The sequence below is a fragment of the Reichenbachiella sp. MALMAid0571 genome, from assembly GCF_040151475.1.
Taxonomy (GTDB): domain Bacteria; phylum Bacteroidota; class Bacteroidia; order Cytophagales; family Cyclobacteriaceae; genus CAXBNB01.
In genome coordinates, this window is record NZ_JBDKWG010000150.1 from 21,810 (window position 1) to 42,346 (window position 20,537).

Annotated in this window: 17 protein-coding genes; 5 read left to right on the forward strand and 12 right to left on the reverse strand. The window is 37.0% G+C overall.

The window, feature by feature from the left end:
- The 8 genes from AAOP42_RS21335 to AAOP42_RS21370 all read right to left on the reverse strand — a co-directional run bounded on the left by AAOP42_RS21335 (position 1) and on the right by AAOP42_RS21370 (position 7,037).
- Complete coding sequence (locus tag AAOP42_RS21335; protein ID WP_349530620.1) at positions 1-315, reverse strand: HipA N-terminal domain-containing protein; 315 nt, start codon at positions 313-315, stop codon at positions 1-3.
- Positions 302-514: a helix-turn-helix transcriptional regulator gene (locus AAOP42_RS21340; RefSeq protein ID WP_349530621.1), complete on the reverse strand. Its 213-nt coding sequence runs from the start codon at positions 512-514 to the stop codon at positions 302-304. The genes AAOP42_RS21335 and AAOP42_RS21340 overlap by 14 nt, the downstream gene beginning before the upstream one ends.
- A 278-nt stretch (positions 515-792) precedes the next feature.
- Positions 793-1,818, reverse strand: a complete 1,026-nt coding sequence (locus AAOP42_RS21345; protein WP_349530622.1) for an RES domain-containing protein — start codon at positions 1,816-1,818, stop codon at positions 793-795.
- A 3-nt stretch (positions 1,819-1,821) separates the two neighbouring features.
- Entirely contained in the window at positions 1,822-2,757 is a 936-nt protein-coding gene (locus AAOP42_RS21350; RefSeq protein WP_349530623.1) for a sce7725 family protein, read from the reverse strand.
- A gap of 8 nt (positions 2,758-2,765) precedes the next feature.
- Complete coding sequence (locus tag AAOP42_RS21355; protein ID WP_349530624.1) at positions 2,766-3,638, reverse strand: sce7726 family protein; 873 nt, start codon at positions 3,636-3,638, stop codon at positions 2,766-2,768.
- A gap of 256 nt (positions 3,639-3,894) precedes the next feature.
- Positions 3,895-4,686, reverse strand: coding sequence for a 3-keto-disaccharide hydrolase (locus AAOP42_RS21360; RefSeq protein WP_349530625.1), 792 nt, complete (start codon positions 4,684-4,686; stop codon positions 3,895-3,897).
- A gap of 13 nt (positions 4,687-4,699) precedes the next feature.
- Complete coding sequence (locus AAOP42_RS21365) at positions 4,700-5,320, reverse strand: gluconate 2-dehydrogenase subunit 3 family protein (RefSeq protein WP_349530626.1); 621 nt, start codon at positions 5,318-5,320, stop codon at positions 4,700-4,702.
- Between the two features lie 4 nt (positions 5,321-5,324).
- Complete coding sequence (locus AAOP42_RS21370; protein WP_349530627.1) at positions 5,325-7,037, reverse strand: GMC oxidoreductase; 1,713 nt, start codon at positions 7,035-7,037, stop codon at positions 5,325-5,327.
- A 292-nt stretch (positions 7,038-7,329) separates the two neighbouring features.
- Here AAOP42_RS21370 and AAOP42_RS21375 point away from each other — a divergent pair, with 292 nt between their 5' ends.
- From AAOP42_RS21375 to AAOP42_RS21390, 4 genes are all read left to right on the forward strand, one after another.
- Entirely contained in the window at positions 7,330-9,780 is a 2,451-nt protein-coding gene (locus AAOP42_RS21375) for a glycoside hydrolase family 31 protein (RefSeq protein WP_349530628.1), read from the forward strand.
- A gap of 11 nt (positions 9,781-9,791) precedes the next feature.
- Complete coding sequence (locus AAOP42_RS21380; protein ID WP_349530629.1) at positions 9,792-10,100, forward strand: isoamylase early set domain-containing protein; 309 nt, start codon at positions 9,792-9,794, stop codon at positions 10,098-10,100.
- Positions 10,101-10,173: 73 nt separating this feature from the next.
- On the forward strand, positions 10,174-11,400 hold the full coding sequence (locus AAOP42_RS21385) for a glycosyltransferase (RefSeq protein ID WP_349530630.1): 1,227 nt from the start codon (positions 10,174-10,176) through the stop codon (positions 11,398-11,400).
- 6 nt (positions 11,401-11,406) lie between these two features.
- Complete coding sequence (locus AAOP42_RS21390) at positions 11,407-12,498, forward strand: polysaccharide deacetylase family protein (protein ID WP_349530631.1); 1,092 nt, start codon at positions 11,407-11,409, stop codon at positions 12,496-12,498.
- 63 nt (positions 12,499-12,561) lie between these two features.
- On the opposite strand, the gene AAOP42_RS21395 is transcribed toward AAOP42_RS21390, so the two are convergent.
- The 4 genes from AAOP42_RS21395 to AAOP42_RS21410 all read right to left on the reverse strand — a co-directional run bounded on the left by AAOP42_RS21395 (position 12,562) and on the right by AAOP42_RS21410 (position 17,823).
- Positions 12,562-13,260, reverse strand: coding sequence for an RloB family protein (locus AAOP42_RS21395; protein WP_349530632.1), 699 nt, complete (start codon positions 13,258-13,260; stop codon positions 12,562-12,564).
- On the reverse strand, positions 13,241-14,572 hold the full coding sequence (locus AAOP42_RS21400; protein ID WP_349530633.1) for an AAA family ATPase: 1,332 nt from the start codon (positions 14,570-14,572) through the stop codon (positions 13,241-13,243). Before AAOP42_RS21400 ends, AAOP42_RS21395 begins: the two co-directional genes overlap by 20 nt.
- Positions 14,573-14,722: 150 nt before the next feature.
- Positions 14,723-17,206, reverse strand: a complete 2,484-nt coding sequence (locus AAOP42_RS21405; protein WP_349530634.1) for an ABC transporter permease — start codon at positions 17,204-17,206, stop codon at positions 14,723-14,725.
- A 197-nt stretch (positions 17,207-17,403) separates the two neighbouring features.
- Positions 17,404-17,823 (reverse strand): pepsin/retropepsin-like aspartic protease family protein, encoded by a 420-nt coding sequence (locus AAOP42_RS21410; RefSeq protein WP_349530635.1) that lies wholly within the window; start codon positions 17,821-17,823, stop codon positions 17,404-17,406.
- A 641-nt stretch (positions 17,824-18,464) separates the two neighbouring features.
- Between AAOP42_RS21410 and AAOP42_RS21415 the strand changes: the two genes are divergently transcribed.
- Positions 18,465-20,456: a TOL_0244 family TonB-dependent receptor gene (locus AAOP42_RS21415; protein WP_349530636.1), complete on the forward strand. Its 1,992-nt coding sequence runs from the start codon at positions 18,465-18,467 to the stop codon at positions 20,454-20,456.
- The last annotated feature ends 81 nt before the right edge of the window (positions 20,457-20,537 follow it).

Here is a 20,537-nt window from a genome sequence, read left to right on the forward strand (position 1 = left end):
TTAAATAGCTTGTATTGATACAGCACCTATACAATCATGGCATGTTTTGAGCAAAACATCCATTCTGTCTCGTGGATTCAATTTCCAGTTTTTCTGAGCAATATCCAATAACCAGCCTTCCGGTATCAACCCATCAAAAAATGGAAACATAGTCATGCTTTCGTATTCCTTGTCTGTTAGTGGCAGGGTCAGGCTAACAGGCTCTGCTTCATTGCTTGCAAGGTAAGATGAGTCGTACTGAAAATGATATCCATCTTCATCTTCGGTCAACAGACCTGCTATCCTGTCGTACATATATACTTTAGCTTGCTTCATGTCTCTCTGATGGTATAGGGCCAAGTTCATGACCAAATAGTGATAGTACCTGATTTACTTTATCCGTTTGCAAGCTTGGTTTTCCTTGTTCAAGGTCTCTGACGAACCTTAAACCAACACCGGCTTTAAAAGACAGATCCTCTTGGGTCAAGCCCAGAGCCTTTCTTTTGTTTTTGACAAAAAGACTTAGCTTATTCATATCATTTATACCTTTTCGGGTATAAATGTATAAAATTTATTTGTAAATATACCTTTTCGGGTATAATACTATAGTATGAAATATTAATTATACCTCAACGGGTATAAAACAACAGATTTTACTCTATTTATACCTGATCAGGTATATTTATTTGAGGTACTGCTTAAACGATTGAGAGCAGAATATAAAACCCGATATGGAAATTGTGCTGTCACGCATTGCGTCGAAAAGGCTAAATTCAGATTGTGAGATTGCTATGCTATAAACAACTGGTCATACTATTTGATTTCAGTTGAACCCAAATTCAGTTTACTAATTTTCTTAAGAATTACTTTAGTACATTCCATTATTGCTTGATCAAACATGACAATATTATTTCCTTTTGGATGCAAGGAACTACGAAATCTGATACCATTCGCACCTGTAAATGTTTTAATAAATTCACAAATAAATTGTGTTGGAATATATTCAATATCCGTATCGTAGCGTCTCATGGGTTTTGATAGCTCCAAACTAACCTTATCTCTTAGTAGTCTCGCTTTAATCGTGGAATTTATTCTCCCTGATTGATATAGCATAGTATCTTCAGTAAAGTCAACAATTTTTACTTTATCAAATTCCTTTTTTAATTGAAATTCGCCAATGCTTAATTCATCTAAGTATGAAGCTCTAACCTCATAAAGTACTGTTTCTGTATTATCACTTAAATATAGAAACGGAATTCCAGAAGGGTTAGCACGTCCACCACTTGCCAATTTTGGCTCGGGGCACATCATATTCTCTGAAATATATGGCTTCATTCCACTTTCATGATGAACACGTGCGCGAAACAGTTTTGTCGTTGAGTCCAATTCGTATTGTGTATTGAAAAACTCATCCCACCCTAATTCCATAGTTAAAAAATCAATATCTTGAACATATCTTCTTTCCCATTTAATACTTTCTTTTAATGTATCCCAATATGAACCGTTTTGAATAATATCTTCGGTGTAATCAACCAAATCATCAGCACTCGTAATTTCCGAATTTAAGTTCTGTGCAACCTTATTTAAAATTTTAGAGGCATTCTGGGGTGATGAGAAAAAATTCCAATTCTCTTGTATTTTTGATTTTAATGAAGTCCCATTTTTAGATAGTTGGAAATTATTAAGCAGCTCTTGAAAAAAATCAAGGAGTTCTTCTAATTCTAAAGTTGAAACACCTCTGGAGTTACATACTTCACAATCACCTTTTTTACCTGAAGATTGTATAAAACCTATTAATTCTAATTCTTCATCTGAAAAGCAGTTCTTACAGACCAACATAACTTATCTGTTTTTCAAATATTCAGCCACAATTAATACATGGTTTTTGATCGAAATTTTCTTAACAGTGCCTAATCCAGGGTAATGTTGTTTATCAAAATTGTCAAAAAGTTCCTCCAAAGCAGAGTTGGTTAAGCCGTTGTGACGACAATAATTCACAGCCTTTTCAGCAGCTTCAGCAAACTTTCCTTGAACGTTTGCAATGGAGTCGTTTGTAGTTGATGTAAAATGACGTATCCAAATTTGATTCTGTCCATTGAGGTATGTTAAATGTATAACAACAGCCCTAGGTGCACTTCCTCCCTCAATATAATCGCTTGGCAAAACTGTATAGTCCGAAAAACCATTGAAATTGTCTTCTTCAAAATAAAGATGCTCTTCAGAAAATGGATGTTCAACAATAGACAAAAAATCACTATTTCTTATTTGCCTTTCGAATGGATCATCTAATCTTATGAAATTCTTATTTAAAGTCTTAAGGTATCTACTTAAAGATCTATTTCTTCCAGGATCTTCGACATTAAAAGCTACTACTGAATCCAACTCTGCTAAATCAGTAAAATCAGAATCACTTACATTAACATCATTTTGACAAATAAGCATACAATCACGAAGATTGTAATCTTGAATACACTGGCTGATATACTCCCCATTTGATTTGTAACGAAATGCAGGTATAAAAGTGCCTTGCTCTAATGAATCAAGATATTCGAGATAATGAGTTCCATCACCTGTCACTTCACCATCAGCCGGATTCAGTACTAGATAAGAAGTCTGCCCACCCTCTCGAAAAACTTCAAAAGCAAGATTAAGATTATTATGTGTTTCTTTAACCGGCTCTAATATTGGGATAACAACACCCTGAATCTCCCCTTCTATTGTTAATTCACGCAAGGAGATTAGTTCAAATTGGCGAGCTCGAAGAAGGGGATAATACATTATTTTTATTAGCTAATTAGTGGAGATTTTAAAATAGAAAAGAATTGTTTACGGTTTTGACTATTCATTTTAAGTGCTAAGCTGAGTTGATTAAATTCTGAATGATTTTTCTTTGATAATACATTTTTATTACCTCGTTTCTTCATTTGGGCAATGAAGAGCTCATTCAATTTATTATTTGGTATATCCTCAATCAACCCACTGCAAATAGAAAATTGATTAAAACTTGTCATTTTTGGCATTTTACCAAAGAATTTCTTTACAACTTCTTTGTATTCCTTGGAATGAAAGACATGCATTAATGTCCTTGGTTCAACAACAGCATTATTGATTGCTTTTCTTTTCAGATCAAACCTTTCACTCTTATTATTGTCAAAAGTTATTATTCCAATGCTCTTATCATACTTTAGATATAAACGTAATTTTGAGGTAGGTATGATAAGATATATTTGGTTAAATGCTTTTCGATATTGTTCTAATTGAGTGTTAAGCCGTTTATCAGAGTCCATTTCGGTTTTGATTTCAAATACTTTAGACACTCCATTAAACATTACTAAATCTGCAATTGCATTGCCTACTTTAAATTCGCTAAAGACTTGTGACTGGCTTTCTCCAAGTTCTTTTATCAGCCAATCGTTTAAAAAGGAATTTTTAAGTATGTACTCGTTCTGATAATTGTTTTCTAATATATTATAGACATATTTCAGGTAATCCAAATATCTTTTCCTTCCCTTCGAAAGCCAAATTTGATCATAACGATTTACCTTGAAATCTATGGATGACAAATCTCCCCTCAACCACTCCAAGACAGTGCTTCTCGAGAAAAGAGATGAGTAATCTCTAAGTTGATTCGAACTATAAATTTTAGTCAAAGAATTCATTAATGCGAATTTACAAAACATTATTCTCTCATCATAGGAGACAAATTAATATAAAATACATTGATCAAATGCCCAAACACATGAAGTACAACGAACCGTACGATTTATCCATCTTTCAAATTAGGTTATTTATTCCTATTATCCTATATGTTTGAATATTAAGAACCCCTTTCTCTAAAAAGATGATTAACCACTGAAGAGTCCCTTTAACTATGTAAAAAATAGAGGCTGTCTCAATAGACGGACAGCCTCTTTATTATAATTCTTTGATGCGCAAGTTGCGGAACCATACATGGTCGTCATGGTCTTGCAGGCCGATCACGCCCTTAGTAGGTACATTGGCCCAGTCGGGATTTAACTTTGGAAACTTGCTTACTGCTACCATTTCCTTCCACTCAGGGCTGTCCAAAGTGTATTTCACTACTACCACACCATTTTGTTTGTGTGTTACTTCTCTGTTGTTGATGGTGATTTCCACTTCGTTCCATTCTCCCACAGGTCTTACATTTTGAGGATCAGCAGGAATCAAATCATACAGAGAACCAGCCTTTCTGTTGCCATCTTTCCCTTTTTTCGCATCAGGGTGCTTGTTGTTATCCAGTACCTGCATTTCAGGAGCGGTTTTGTATATTTTATCCATTCCTTCTTTTCCCAGGTAAAATATGCCGGAGTTGCCCCCTTCTGATATTTTCCATTCCAGTCTGAAAATGAAATTTTCGAATTCCTTGTCATAGATCAGATCGGCACGGTCAGCCTTTTCCTCTTCGGTCAGGTCTTTTCCTTTCATGTGGAGCGTACCGTCAACAACTTCCCAGTTTTTAGGAAAGTGGTCCTTATTGAATCCTCTCCATCCATCAGCAGCTTTGCCATCAAACAAGAGCATCCACCCGTTATTTCTTTCTTCCGTACTCAGCAGATTGTCTCCTGATACTATAGTAGCTTTCACGGTTTGTTTTGCTACAGGTGCTTTTTCTGATGCAGGCTTACTACTGCACGACACCATAATAAGGACTACCAACAATGAAGCCCAACGATTTAATAAATTCATGTTTTTCTGATTTTTATAAAGACCAAACATTTCCAACTTGTTCCACAGGAACGCACCCTTCTTGTCGCCCGGGCACAGGGTCATAACTCAATATTTCTTCACCAACTTTTTCAGAGGTGAAATAGAAGTTGATGGTAAGCTTACGGTGATCAACCAAAAAGCTATACATGAAATACTTGTCTTCCTGTCCTGAAGGAGCACTGGATTTTCTAACCAGGCTCAATACTTCATCTGTTTCATCCTCCGAAAGATTGTATAGCTTTTCTACAAATGCCTGCTGTTTTTCCTGACTCCCCTCGTGAAACTCTACACCATTTTCTTTTTTGAATTGACTCGAAAATGCCTTCAACCCTTTTCTGTATTTATCATTGTCTTTGTCTTCAAAAACGTCTTTCATCATAAGGTCTATTACCTGAGGCACTCCCACATCAAGTGCCCCCGGCATTTCGTCCGATGGCAAAATAATGTTAGACAATTCACTAATCGTAATGGCTTCCTGCTCACTCAAAAACTTCGGCACCCAGGTAATGCTGTCTTTTTCCTGACATGACTGTAACAAAGTCATCAGTGTGCCTGATGAAATAACTATCCCTGTAGAAAGTGTGATCGACTTTAATGCTTTTCTTCTATCCATCTTTTTACAATTTTTTCTTTTTCAATTGATCAACTGCATAATTTGCCGCTCTGGCAGTGAATGCCATATATCCCAGCGAAGGATTGTGACATGCTGCGGAAGTCATAAAAGACCCATCCGTTACAAATACATTGGGAACGGCATGCACCTGATTGTATCCGTTCAATACGGAGGTTTTAGGATCTCTACCCATCCTTGCAGTTCCCATTTCGTGAATACCAAGACCTATTCCTGTTTCTTTATCATATCCCTGCACATCCTTATATCCGGCAGAAGACAACATTTCTATGGCACTTTCTTTCATATCTTTCCTCATCTTCAACTCATTTTCCTTCAGTTCGGTATCGAAAGTAACAGTAGGCAAGCCCCATTTGTCTTTCTTTGTTTCGTCCAGGTACATCTTGTTGTCATGGTTGGGCAGAATCTCACCAAATCCCCCCATGCCTACTCTCCATGGTCCTGGTTTGGCAAGCTCTTCTTTTAGCCCCAAACCTATCGACATCTCTTTGATACTTCTCATCCAGTTTTCTCTGCTGGCACCTCCCTGATATCCATAACCACGGATAAAATCTTGGTTGCTATCAGCTTGCCCTGGAAGGTTTCTAAACCTTGGAATGTAAAATCCATTTGGCCTTCGACCAGTGTAATACTTATCTTCAAAACCTTCGACGCTCGCTGATGCACCTACTCCCAGGTGATGATCCATCATATTGTGACCAAGTTCTCCCGAATCATTGCCCATACCATTAGGAAATCTGTCCGATTTTGAATTGAGCAAGATGGAGGTAGAGGCTACTGTAGAAGCACAACTAAATATTACTTTGGCAAAATATTCGAATTCTTCTTTAGTTTCTGCATCTATCACCCTAACCCCGGTGGCTTTTCCTATTTTATCGTCATAAATCAACGAATGCACAATAGAATAAGGACGCATGGTCATGTTTCCAGTATCAACAGCATAAGGCAAGGTAGATGACAAACTACTAAAATACCCACCATAGGGGCATCCGCGCATGCATCGGTTTCTAAACTGGCATTTCCCCCGACCTTTGAAGTTTTTGTCTCCGGTAAGATGTGCTACTCTGCCAATGGTAAGTAAACGATCAGTAAAATTCTTGTCAATACTACTCTGTAAGTGCTTTTCCACACAATTCAACTCCATTGGCGGCAGGTATTTACCGTCGGGAAAATGGGGTAATCTTGATCCCAGATTTTGACCACTAACTCCTATATGTTGCTCTACATAGTCGTACCAGGGAGCAATGTCTTTGTATCTGACTGGCCAATCTACTGCTATTCCATCCTTCAAGTTTGCTTCAAAATCAAGATCAGTCAATCGATAACTTTGCTTTCCCCAGGTAATAGACCTACCTCCTACATGATATCCCCGCATCCAGTCAAATCTCTTGCCTTCCACTTCGTTGTAGGGATGATCTATATCATCCACAAACCAGTGATTGTGTTCTGGCCTGGTTGTATATCCCGTCCTCGCTTGCTTAGGTTGTCTTAATAAATCTGCTTTAGTAGCTTGTCCCCTGTGCTCAAAATCCCAGGGATCCATATTCATGGTGTGGTAATCTTTGACATGCTCTACATTGCGTCCCCGTTCCAATACCAGTGTTTTGAGGCCTTTTTCACACAATTCCTTGGCGGCCCATCCTCCGCTTATTCCACTTCCAATGACGATTGCGTCATAGGTTACTGAATCCTTTCCCATAGTTAAATAGTAGTTTATAAGAGTTAAACTTTAGCTGTCGAATTTATGATATAATTCGCAGTAAAAAAACCTGAAAGTAAAATTGATTACTTATTATGGACAATAAGGATACATATTATTACCAAAATGAAAAATTGGACATAATTTAAAAAGGGAATTATGACATTTTTTTAGTTGTAAATAAGAAAATTGAAATGGTTGTAAATTTTTCTTACTTTTTTATGGAATTCTCAATTAAAATGCAAATCACAAGCATTTCTACTAAATTTGTAGCTTAAATAATAAAAACAACATGGCATTAGAAAATGATACTACCACAGAAATCGAGAAACCTGAGAAGGAAGTAGATTTCAGTGGGAATTATATAGAAAAATTCGGTAAGCAAGATACCAGAGATCAATTTCCCGGAGCTTATGTAAATTGGGAAAAAGTAGGTAACAGCTATATCTTTCATAGTGAAAACACTTCACTTGAATTAACTGTTGTAACAGAGGACATCCTAAAATTCAGATACGGAAATTTTGGATACTTTGAAGATGATTTTTCTTATGGACTTGATCCGGATAAAAAGTTTGAAGGTGTTACTTCCAAGTTTAAGGAAACCAAAGATCATTTTAAAGTAGTGACTAAAACTTTAAAATGTTATATCTATAAGGATTCTTTAAAAACTAAAATATGTGACACCAAAGATGTCATTCTGGTAGAAGATGAAAAAGGGTATCACTGGCAGGATGAAAAAGTATTTGGTGGTAATGTTGTGATCACTACCAAAAAATTAAAAAAAGGAGAAAACTTCTTTGGTCTTGGCGATAAAACAGGAAACCTCAATTTACTTGGGTCAAGGAGGGAGCTTTGGGGAACAGATTGCTACGGTTATGGCAATGAAACGGATCCTGTATATAAAAACATTCCTTTTTATCTGAATTTATATAAAGATACAAGTTACGGAATTTTCCTTGACAATACTTTTCGTAGCTTCTTTGATTTTGGAAAAGAAAGAAAGAGTGCTTGCAGTTTTTGGGCTCAAGGTGGTGAAATGCGCTACTACTTTATAAATGGCCCTAAGCTTGTGGATGTATGTGAAAAATATACTTACCTGACAGGAAAGTCCCAAATGCCTCCAAAATGGGCTTTGGGATACCATCAGAGTAAGTGGAGCTACTATCCTGAATCAACCGTAAGAAATCTCGCAAAAGAATTTCGTGACAGAAAAATCCCATGTGATGTGATTCATTTGGATATTGACTACATGGACGGTTTCAGGTGCTTTACCTGGGATAAAAAGAGATTTCCTAATCCTAAGAAAATGATCGGAGACCTTAGACAACAAGGCTTCAAATCCATAGTGATCATCGATCCGGGAATAAAAATTGACAAAAACTACTCTGTATATCAGCAAGGCGTGAAAAACGGATATTTCTGTACTCGTGGAGATGGCCCTTTGCTCAAAGGAAGTGTGTGGCCGGGCGAATGTCATTTCCCGGATTTCACCAACCCAAAAGCCAGGGAATGGTGGGCTACCCTATACAAAGGATTGATCAGTGATGGTGTTGCCGGAGTTTGGAACGACATGAACGAACCTGCAGTATTCGAAGACGGATCTTTCCCATTTGATGCGCGCCACGATTACGATGGCCATCCATGTACACATAGAAAAGTACACAATGTCTATGGATCATTGATGGCACAAGCTACTTGCGATGGACAAAATCTGTATCTGGATAACAAAAGGGCATTTACCATAACCCGTTCTGCTTATGCAGGTGTGCAAAGATTTGCTTCAGTCTGGACAGGAGACAACATGGCCACATGGGAGCATTTGAAAATTGCGAACATTCAGTGCCAGAGACTTAGTGCTTCCGGTGTGTCATTCGTGGGTTCTGATGTTGGTGGTTTTATAGGTTCTCCTGATGGAGAGTTATATACCCGATGGATACAGATGGCTGTGTTTCACCCATTTTTCAGGACACATTCTTCGGGAGATCATGGCGACAAAGAACCATGGATGTTTGAGGAAGAATATACCAATATAGTACGTAAGTTTATTGAAATGCGCTATGAGCTGATGCCATATATCTATACTACTTTTTGGCAATATGCTACAAGGGGTACTCCTATGATTCGCTCTCTCAATCTGATAGCACAAGACGATCCTGAGTCGTATTTTAGAGAAGAAGAATTTATGCTTGGTGATAATATACTGGTAATACCTGTATCGGAAGCTGGTGCTAAAAACCGAAAAGTCTATCTGCCGGAAGGAGATTGGTACTGTTACTGGACTGATAAAAAATATAAAGGGAAAACAGAAATAGAAGTTGAAACACCATTGAATCAGATTCCGCTTTTTGTAAAAGCAGGTGCAGTGCTACCGTTCCAACCCAAAATGCAATATACGGATGAATTTGAATTTGATGAACTCACCTTACATATCTATGCTGATGACGATGAAAACACTTCTATTCTGTATGAAGATGCCGGAGACGGACTGGAATATAAAGATGGAGAACAATCAGTTAAAAAAATAATAACAATAAAATCACTATCTGCATATATCATAAGACAAAAGATGCAGGGTAACTTTGAATCGGTTTACAAGAAATACAGAACTGTATTTCATGGTTTTGATTCTAAGCCAAAAATGCTAATGGTTGATGGAAACGACATCACAAATCAAATTGAACTATTGGATAATACTTACACTATATCACTACCCAAAAATTTCAAAGAAGTATTAATTAGTTAAACAATAATATCATGAGTATTAAAAAACAAATTTTAAAATCCAAGCCTGTTTGTAAGGTAACTTTCGGGCTTGATAAAAAAGAAATTGCGCAAGCAGACACAGTAAACTTAGTGGGAGATTTCAACGACTGGAGCAAAACCAGTACGGAATTGACCAAATTAAAGTCTGGTGGATTCAAATTGGTAATGGAACTTCCTGTCGGTCAGGAATACCAATTCAGGTATTTGGTTGATGGAAATACATGGCTCAATGATTCCACTGCTGACAAATTTGTAAGCAATGGTATTTCTGGAGAACAAAACTGTGTGATAGCATTATAATTTCAGCACAAAATATGTATCTTAAAGCCATTCAGAAATTTGAATGGCTTTTTTTATTTCATCTCCAAAAAACATGACCAAGCTAAAAGTACTCATGATAGGTCCGGGCGAGCCAAATGCCTTAAATAGCGGGCTTGGCGTAGCTGCCCATCACATAGCCAAATACCTGGCAAATGAAACCGAGTTGACAATAATACAGCCTGATGAAAAGATAGGTCAGGAACATTCAAAAACAGATTTCTCTCTCAAAGTAAAAAACCTCAACGCCAATAAACTAAATGAAACAAACCTGATCTCTGATCTTACAAAAATTAATGTCAGGGCTAAGATTTCGCCGTATTTTTATCCATACATAGAACTTGCCGATGACGACAACAGTGTCCCTGAATTATCCGATTCAGATGTGAAAACAGCACTTGCTGAATTTACTCAACTTGTGGTCAACGAATCAAAAGCTATTGATTTTGATGTGATATATGCACACGACTGGACGGCTTTGCCAGCAGGAATGGAAATCAAGGAAAAAACCAATAAGCCTTTGATCACACATATTCACTCTCTGGACTATGATAGAAATTCAAAGCTCAACCATTCTTGGGTGTATGAATTGGAAAAAAAATCTTTTCAGCTGTCCGATGCGATTATCAGTGTGAGCCAATACACCAACGATGTAATTGCCCATAATTATGGGGAAATAGACGAGAGCAAAATTCATACTGTGTACAACGGTAACGAGCCAATAGCTCACCGAAAAACCAAAAAAGTATTCAAAGAAAAACTTGTGCTGTTTGTTGGTCGCCTTACCGGACAAAAGGGGCCAAACATATTTATGGAAATCGCCGAAAAACTCCTTCAAAAACATAAAAACACAAGGTTTGTATTAGCAGGGAACGGACATTTGATGACCAACCTGATCAATGCTGCCGCCTCTAAAAAATTAGGAAGCCGGTTTCACTTTACGGGTCATATCGATCAAGATCAACTGCTGGATTTGTACGCAATGTGCGATGTTTATTGTATGCCTTCAGTCTCTGAGCCTTTTGGACTTACAGCCATTGAAGCGGCGAATGCAGGCTTACCCATGGTTCTTTCCAGACAATCAGGAGCTTCAGAAGTTCTATCCGGAGCACTGTACGCCGACCATTGGGATGTGGATGGGTTTGTCAGCCACATTCTTACTGTTTTTAAGAATGACAAAAAGAGAAAAAAGATGATCGAACAAAACAAGACGGATTTAAAAACCCTTACCTGGGAAAACACTGCCGATCAGGTTTTGAAAGTTTTCAACACATTTAGATAAAAGTATATGGATATATGCCTTGTTTTCAATTTTCACGTAGAAAAACCCATAAACCCATTTTCCTTTTTTGATGTTGGCAAAAAGCAGCCATATTTCGACTTGTCATTGGTTGAAAAAGAATTTGTTGAAAACGGTAGCAAAAAACACCTTTCTTTATTAGATGCCATCCTGAAAATTTCAAGTAAGAAAGATCATAAATTTTCAATATTCTTTTCCGGTTTGTTTTTAGAGCTGATGGTAAAGTACTATCCGGAATACATCAGGGAAATCAAAAAGCTGGTTAGTTTAGGGAAAATAGAATTGCTTGGTGGGACATATAATAATTCATTGAGCTGTCTTTTCTCTATTGAGATTTTCAAAATAGAAGTGGAAAAACACCTTAAATTGATTAAAATATTATTTGGCTGCAAACCAACTTGTTTTTCCAATACTGAAAACATTTATTCCAATGAATTGGGTAAAATGATTAAAGCGTTGCATTTCAAAAGTGCCATAGCTCCCGCAATTGATTGGTATCTGGAAAGAAATGATCGGCATCAAATTTATCAGTCCAATGGAGAGAAGAAGCTCCCTTTACTACTCACCGACTACCAGACCAACCAGCTTTTGATCAACTCCAATGCTTCCTCGATATTGAAAGACAATTCATTGAGCGACAAACTATATGTGGTTCAAATCAACCCAACAAGCGTAAATCCGAATACCAACTGGATAGATTTACTTTCTGGAATTAAAACCAGAAAAAATAAACTCGTATCGACCAGTGAAGCCTTAAAAGACCACAAGCCTTCGGCTACTTACAATATTCCTAACGTATTGGCAGTAAACGCTTCAGGCCAGGATTTATCCTATTTTGTAGAAAATCCCATGCAAAAGGAAACCATAGAAAAACTCAAATTCATAAAAGGACAACTACACATAAAAAGTGACAAAAAACTGCTAGAGGATTTAATGGATCTAAGTTCGGCAGATCATTTAATAAGAATGAATACCAAAGTCCATTCCAATGAAATCACCGGCCCATACGATCAGTACTTAAGCATGATGAACATACTGGCAGATCTTGAAATCCGGATATCGAAAAATAAAAGACCTTAAGCATTACCAATGTGTTACCCTTATTTCACAAGCAAAGATCAACTGAATAGGGAGTTTTTTACTTCACAGATATTTCAATAATTCTACTACTAGTTCAAAAACCGTTGTTGATGATTCTTCTTTGGCAGGGTTTGTATGGTCAAAGAATTTATAATTCCTTTCAGCTCTATCAATAGCTAATTGTTTTCTTTCCTTTCCAGTTTTTTCATCAATGCCATCTAACAGCTCAAAAATTTCTTCTGTGATCATTTTGCTATTTGTCCCATCATATGTCACCTTATATGGTTTAAGCAATTTGTTGATTTTACTATTATAGTCATCCCTATGCATTCCACCTCCTTGATGATCATCAAAATGCAATATTATCCAATATTCAAACGCTTGATTTGAATACGCTACTCCAAAATTATTTGCTTTCGCAATGGCAATTGCATTATTGAAGTCTACATCACTAAAATCATCTTTATCAAAAACGCACCAAACTTGTTCAAATTTTCCTTCACTTGCAATTTGTATTGTCCTATTAACTAGAGATGTAGTATTATATCCTTCGCCAACGGGTTTAATTGTGGCTGATGAAAATCTAAATTGTTTGAAATATGATGGCTCAGTATTTTCTCCTTCACACACAATTAAAATTGTAGGCTTTTCAGCAATTAGCGGTTCAGACCTTTCAAAACTGGGTTCAGACCTTCTATTGGCTTTAAGCTGTTCCTTATGCTTTTGTCTTGCTGCTATTTGTTCAGCCTTTTTGTCCTTCATTTTCATACTGTGGTAGAATGTTATTAAGGTTGTCAAAAAAGCCTAAGAACGGTACAGCACCATACTTACCTCTGATATAATTTTCTTCAAATGATTCAGTTTTTCTTACTTCGCCAGATTTAAAATCTGCCAATGAATAAAGTTTTCCTTCTCCAAATTTATTTTTATCAGTAAACCAAATTTGATCTCGTCTGAAAAGACCTGAGCTTAAAAGGTTTGTATCATGAGTATTGAAAATTAATTGTGCGTTCTTTTTATTCAATTCCCCAGAGTTAAATAACGAAACAATTTTGCAAACTAGATTTGGATGTAACTTAGAATCAAGTTCATCTCCAATCAAAATTCCTCCGTTTTCAAGTACATCAATAATGGTTCCGCTCAAGTAAAGGAATTTTTTTGTCCCATTTGATTCATCACTTAAAACTGATAATTTGACTTTACCTACATTTTTTCTATTGCTGTCATATGAATTATGAATAGTTGATATATCTGAGAATATTTCTGGATCAATATCTTTCATCTTCTCTTTTATACTTTTAAACTCCTCTTTTATTTCATCTGGAACATCACTAAAGGAGATTTCTTCATATTGAATATCTTGAATACCTAAATCAGCAGCTTTTAAAAATTCTAAAATCTTATCTTTTTCTTTCTTATTCTTGATTTTTTCAATTGTATTATTTTTGAACTCTCTTTCTTCTAAACCTGAAATGATATTAAGATTTTCAAACCAATCAATAACGGTAATGGAAGTTGAATCATTGAACTGAGCAGCAACAGACACTAATAAAGCATTGTCTCTTACTAGTCCTTCTTTAATAACTGTATTTCCTTTTGAGAAATTCCTATCGTGGGTTTCAAATTTGTTGCCATCTCTGTAAAAAAGCTCAATTTCTTTGGTCTTAGGTTTGTAATACAACCATTCTGAAACAATCTTTTTCTTATCAGCTTCAAATCCATAACGATACATTACATTTTTATGAGTAAAAATAATCTCAAACTCAGTTGGTGATTTTTCACTCTCACTATTTAGTTTAAATGGCTCAACATTAATTTTATCACCCTTTTGACTATCTTTTGAGCTGGAGATTACAAAGTGTTTCATGAAAATAAGAGCTTCAAAGAATTTGCTTTTTCCACTGGCATTAGCTCCATAAACAACAGCACTTTTTAAAATTCGTAAGTTGAATTTTGCATCTTGATTAATATTATCAATTTCTCGTGTGTTCTTATCATAATTTGATGCAACAAGGCTTAAAGAGGCTTTCTCTTTGAAAGTTCTAAAGTTCTTAATTGAGAATTGCAAAAGCATAATATTTTATTTTTTCGTAAGTTTTACGCAAAAATGCGTAGTATTTTACAAAAATTAGTAAAAAAGAATCCTTTTTTACTGCTATATCCTCAAACTCAGATGATTTCTTAGACCTGACATATTAGATGTGAAAGAAACCGACGAAATACCTTATTCATCTCTCAGAGACTCAATCGGATTGACCAATCCCACTCTGATGGATTGTGGTAAAACAGACAAAGCTGCAACAAGCAACACTGCAAACAGCGGAATAACAAACATCCAAATACTAATGTCAATCCGAAAAGCATACTCCAAGAGCCATTCCTTTGCCATAAAATAAGTGACGGGCAAAGCCAACAAACCAGACATCAATACCAAGCCTAGCAAGTTTCTGGGCATTATGAGCATCACATTCCACATACTGGCACCCAACACCTTTCTGACACTTACTTCTTTTGTCTTTTGCAGTGCCATGTAAGAGCCCAGACCAAATAGCCCTAAGCCAGCGATAAAAATTGCCAGCCCGGCAAATACCAAACAGATTCGGCTAAACTTCTGTTCCGCTTCGTACTGCCTGTTAAAATAATCATCAAGAAAAAAGTACTTATATGGATCTTTGGGGAAAAATCGCTCAAATTCATCACCAATAGCCGCCACGGTTTCTTTGACGTTGGATGTATTCATATTAATAGTCATATAGATGGCACTGTAGAAATCGGGATTTAAAAATATGATTGGTTCAAAATCCTTTTGCAATGATTGTTGATGGTAATCTTCCACCACACCTATCACTTCTGCGGTTCGATCAACAGGCCCATATTTGAAAATAATTTTTTGATTTACTGCCTCTTCTGGAGTCAAAAAACCTAAGGATCGGACACCTGTTTCATTGATCATTACCCGATAAGGCCTTTCCTGGCTTTCGTCACGCCTGCCATTCATCCCATAAGACGATCGATCCTCCCAGGTAAACCCTCTTCCCGACAACAAACCAATATTGTAAGTCTTTAGAAAATCATGATCAACAGTGATAATATTAGAAACAACACCTTCCTCTTTGCGCTCATGTTGTTTTCGGGTCAAATTCCTCTGCACCATCTGCTTCCCGGGTACCTCATTAGTCAGGGTTACAGAATTTACCTTTGGATTATTCATCAGTTTGTCTTTGAAAACCTTCATGGTATTGTTGATGGTAGAATCTACCACCATGGGCGCATTTACAACCAGATTGTGCTCTACATCATAGCCCAATTCCTGATTTTGCATATAAGAAAATTGACTGTAAACTATAAATGTACCGGCTATTAAAGCCATGGATATGGCAAATTGAGCCATCACAAGTACTTTTCGCATCATAGCTCCACTACCCGATTGTGAAAATTTCCCTTTTAGTACTTGAATTGGTTCGAAGCTTGAAAGTACAAATGCAGGATACACTCCAGCCAGCAATCCTCCGATCAAAAAGATAATAAACAAAACAAGCCATGTACCTGGATCGATCCAAATATTCATGGAAAGCACATTCATTCCTACCAATTCATTGAAAGGGTTGATGAGTACACTCACCATTGCCACAGCTATAATCATCCCAATGAGATTAATCATCATAGACTCAAAAAGGAATTGACTTATCAAATCCCACTTACGAATACCTACCACCTTTTTAATGCCAACTTCTTTGGCTCGTTCTATTGATTTAGCAGTTGATAAATTGATGAAATTCATCAGTGCAATGAGGATTACAAAAGCAGCTATAACCATCAAGAAATTTAGTGTTTGTTCACTTGCATTGACCGACACCTCCCTGCTGTGGTGTGAAGTCAAATGAATGTCTTTCACAGGCTGCAATCCAAATCTGGCTTCAAAACCATGTTCCTGCATGATGTCGCTAAGGTATTTTTCAACAAATTCAGGAAATTTAGCTTCCACGATAGCCGGATCTGTGCCGGGTTTTAACCTTACGTAATTATAAAACTCCGGCCATATCCAAGTATTGTCTGTCCAGTTACCCAAGGTAGAAAATGAAACCAGCATATCGAATTGCAAATGCGTATTTTCCGGTACTTCTTTAAATACACCAGTCACTTTGACAGGCAATTGATTGTTAACCATCAGGGTCTTATCCAATGGATCTTGATCTCCAAAAAATCTTTTTGCCACTTTTTCGGATAAAATAATAGTCTTTGGATCAGACAGAGCAGTTTTAGGATTGCCACGAATCAAATCAATTTTAAACAGGCTCAATATTGAACTGTCAGCTATATACATCCTGTCGTCATTGGCATTGGACTTTACGATATCCCCTCGTTCGTTGGTATGAGAAAGAACGAATGTCCCCCACATAACAGTCTTTTCCACCACTCTGGCATAACTCTCTACCTCAGGCATATCCTGCTTCATCGCATAAGCCACTGCCGGATGATTGGTTGCTGAAGTAACAAAGCCTTTTTCTCCTAAATTGGAAGATAAAGTCACTCTGTACAAATCATCAATTCTCGGATGATACTGATCGTACCCTGATTCGAAATTGACGTATTGCGTTATCAGTAAATAAGCAGTAATACCGATAGCCAACCCTGATATATTAATAGCTGTGAAAAGCTTGTTTTTTAAGAAAACCCTTATCGTAATTTTTAAATGTTCTTTAAGCATATCAGTTCTATGTTTTGGAATGCACCTGTAGGGATTGTAACAAAAGAATGACTAATATGATGCCAATTCTAAAAAGCTATAAAGAAAGCCATGAAGCTAATTTTTGTATTTAAAATATGTACGAAACCGTACTATCTTGTCCAATGATGGACAGAATTAAATGGTTAAAAAGATAAATGTTTGGATTGCTCAAATCCCTAGTTTGCAGCAAAGGTAATATTCCTGGCCTTATAGTTAATTACAAAATCATGACGTCTCATCATATCTGATCCAATTATACCAGCTATTCTGATACTTCCATTACCTGCAATTGAGCTTACTATATGTGTAAGGTCTATTGCCTTGTAGGAACCTTTCATTTTTCTTCCACCCACAACCAATTCTACATTTTTTGCTATCCGTATTTCTCCCTGATGCTCTATATTAAGACCAGATAATTTGTAATTATTCCCAGCCCACGGTCTTGTTTCATAATTATATTTCTTTGATTCCATCGAATTTAGCATGGTCACATCCGCACCAGTATCTATCAAAAAATACGCCTTTTTGCCATTGAGTTCCCCCACTACGATAGGCTGGTATGCTCCCAGCATCCTAATAGGACTTTGATCAACCATCGTGCGACAGCTAAACAATAAAAACGGAAAAAGCAGAAGAACTCTCACTGATTTAAGCATATGGTAATTAGCAAACTAAACTTACCATTAGCATGCCAAATGCCATAAATGAGCTCCAGAGAGCTTTTCGCATTTTGAGATGAACGGTTTCGTTCTTTTTTTGTGCGAAGATGTACAGTTGACAAATGAAAATTCTCAGGGTGGTCAAAAGTTAAGGCCTAATATTTTATTCATCCCGTAAGGAATCTGCCGGATTAGCTGTCGCAATGTTCAACGTCTTAAGGCTAACGGAAAAATTGCAACTAACAATACCATCATCAAAACCGAAAGTACAAAAATCGGCCAGTTTAGTTCGATTCTGAATACAAAGCCGTTCAACCCATTTTCTACAACATAGTAAGAAAATGAACTAAAAACTATCCCCTTAACAGTTTTTTTTGAAAAATACTTATAATAACATATATTAAGATTATATAATTTTTATTAGAAAAAATATGACATTGTTAAAATTTAATCTTATCTTAAAAAAAGCAAACTTTTTCACTTAAGGATGCTATATGATTTCTCTACTTACATGAAATAAAGTAAAATGTAATGATATTAACTTAAACTTCATAAATATTAAGTTGGAATTATCAGCTATGAACAAAATAAAAGAGATTAGAATCATTTCATTGAAAAGAATTCCTATCCACAGCAAATCTATTTCGATACTAAGTGTTAGGCTTATTTTATTTTGCATACTTTTTTTGACCCATACAGGCCTTTATGCACAGGAACCATCGGAAGAAATCAAGCAACTGAAAGCACTCAGCCTTGAGGAGCTTCTGGAAATAGAAGTTTTTTCCGTGTCGAAACGCTCTGAAAAACTTGTAGAAAGTCCTTCAGCCATTCAGGTAGTGTCCGATGAAGATATTGAACGCTACGGAGCTACCAATATACCGGAAGCTTTATACCTGGCAGGCAATCTCCAGGTAGCGCAAAGTGCATCAAGCTCATGGAAGATCAGCTCACGTGGTTTTAATACAGAAACAGCAAACAAGCTTCTGGTATTAATGGATGGGCGTTCGGTTTATACACCCTTATATGGAGGTGTTTTCTGGGAAAGGCAAGACTACCTGCTCGAAGATTTGGAACAGATCGAAGTGATCAGTGGCCCTGGAGGCACTCTTTGGGGGGTCAACGCTGTAAACGGGGTTATAAATATCACTAGCAAAAGTGCGGAAGAAACCCAGGGGCTATATGTAGAGGGTAGTACTGGAAATGAATTAAAAACCTCCGTAGGACTTAGGTATGGTGCTAAGATCGGGTCAAAAGTGTCCTATCGTGTATATGGAAAGTATGCCAACCGTGATGCTACGGTTTTCCCTGATAGCGTTGATAATACGGATGATTGGAAGATGGCTCAGGGAGGGTTCAGAGTAGATGCCGATCCGAACGAAACTACTCATGTAACTCTACAGGGAGATCTTTATGATAATTACCTCAAAGAGGCAGAGGGCGACCCGGGAGTTGTTGGTGGGAATACCCTGGTGCGTTTTACAAAAACATTTTCAGACACTTCATCGATGCGCATACAGAGCTATTATGACCGCACCGTACTCCGTATACCTACAGAACAAGGAACATTTATTGATGACTTGACTACTATGGATATTGAGTTCCAACATCGTTTCAAACCTGGTGTTAAGCATGACTTTGTTTGGGGACTTGGTTACCGCTTCACCCATGATGATGTGACAAATGTTATGGCATTGGGCTTTGAGCCTGAAGACCTAGATCAGAACCTCTATACTGTTTTTGCCCAAGATGAAATTCACTTGTTTAGGAACTTTTATTGGACAGTGGGTTCAAAACTAGAACACAATGCCTATGTAGGTTTTGTTGTTGAACCCAGTACACGTATCCGTTGGAATATGAATGATCATAATGTGCTTTGGGCAGCAGTGTCACGGGCCGTTCGTGCACCCTCGCGTACTGACCGGGATCTGAGACAGGATATAGCACCAGGGGTAACCTTACTTTCAGGTAATAGTGATTTTCGATCAGAAACAGTTGTTTCGTGGGAAGCTGGAATTCGAAATCAATTGGGTGATCGTGTCACCACTTCATTTTCCCTTTTTTACAACCAGTATGATGATATAAGAAGTGCAGTAACTCATCCTGAAACTATTATTCCAATTACATTTGAAAATGGTGTGGAAGGGAAGACCTACGGGCTTGAATTTACTCTCAACTGCCAGATGACCTCTTGGTGGCAGGTATTTGCCAGTTATAACTTTCTGGAAGAGGATTTGAAAGTTGAGGAAGGTAAGGAAGATATTAACAATGCACGTAACGAGGTGGCCGATCCCCAAAATCAGTTTTCGATCCGCTCCTCTTTTCTTCTTCCTCACAGACTTAGCATAAATCCATCTTTTCGTTGGGTGGACGATCTGATAATCACTGAAGGTTCAGTGCCTTCTTATTCCGAATTAAATGCAAAAATATCCTGGGAGGCAACTGACAATATTGCCATATCATTAGTCGGAAGAAATTTGTTAAATGACTATCATGTGGAATACGGTTTTGCCAATAGGGAAACTGTTGCCATTCAGAGAAGTATATACGGAAAAGCCATATTTAGATTTTAAAATGGATTCTCCATATCCCGTTCTATTTCCTCCAAATAGTCCGTTTTCACAAAGCACCGTAGAAGCTTAAGTGACCACTTG

Coding starts and splice junctions, on each gene's coding strand:
- AAOP42_RS21395 (WP_349530632.1), bottom strand. CDS start 13,260: ATGAAGGACAAAAAGGCTGAACAAATAGCAGCAAGACAAAAGCATAAG.
- AAOP42_RS21390 (WP_349530631.1), top strand. CDS start 11,407: ATGGATATATGCCTTGTTTTCAATTTTCACGTAGAAAAACCCATAAAC.
- AAOP42_RS21370 (WP_349530627.1), bottom strand. CDS start 7,037: ATGGGAAAGGATTCAGTAACCTATGACGCAATCGTCATTGGAAGTGGA.
- AAOP42_RS21410 (WP_349530635.1), bottom strand. CDS start 17,823: ATGGTTGATCAAAGTCCTATTAGGATGCTGGGAGCATACCAGCCTATC.
- AAOP42_RS21365 (WP_349530626.1), bottom strand. CDS start 5,320: ATGGATAGAAGAAAAGCATTAAAGTCGATCACACTTTCTACAGGGATA.
- AAOP42_RS21380 (WP_349530629.1), top strand. CDS start 9,792: ATGAGTATTAAAAAACAAATTTTAAAATCCAAGCCTGTTTGTAAGGTA.
- AAOP42_RS21360 (WP_349530625.1), bottom strand. CDS start 4,686: ATGAATTTATTAAATCGTTGGGCTTCATTGTTGGTAGTCCTTATTATG.
- AAOP42_RS21335 (WP_349530620.1), bottom strand. CDS start 315: ATGAAGCAAGCTAAAGTATATATGTACGACAGGATAGCAGGTCTGTTG.
- AAOP42_RS21405 (WP_349530634.1), bottom strand. CDS start 17,206: ATGCTTAAAGAACATTTAAAAATTACGATAAGGGTTTTCTTAAAAAAC.
- AAOP42_RS21415 (WP_349530636.1), top strand. CDS start 18,465: ATGAACAAAATAAAAGAGATTAGAATCATTTCATTGAAAAGAATTCCT.
- AAOP42_RS21340 (WP_349530621.1), bottom strand. CDS start 514: ATGAATAAGCTAAGTCTTTTTGTCAAAAACAAAAGAAAGGCTCTGGGC.
- AAOP42_RS21350 (WP_349530623.1), bottom strand. CDS start 2,757: ATGTATTATCCCCTTCTTCGAGCTCGCCAATTTGAACTAATCTCCTTG.
- AAOP42_RS21375 (WP_349530628.1), top strand. CDS start 7,330: ATGGCATTAGAAAATGATACTACCACAGAAATCGAGAAACCTGAGAAG.
- AAOP42_RS21385 (WP_349530630.1), top strand. CDS start 10,174: ATGACCAAGCTAAAAGTACTCATGATAGGTCCGGGCGAGCCAAATGCC.
- AAOP42_RS21400 (WP_349530633.1), bottom strand. CDS start 14,572: ATGCTTTTGCAATTCTCAATTAAGAACTTTAGAACTTTCAAAGAGAAA.
- AAOP42_RS21355 (WP_349530624.1), bottom strand. CDS start 3,638: ATGAATTCTTTGACTAAAATTTATAGTTCGAATCAACTTAGAGATTAC.
- AAOP42_RS21345 (WP_349530622.1), bottom strand. CDS start 1,818: ATGTTGGTCTGTAAGAACTGCTTTTCAGATGAAGAATTAGAATTAATA.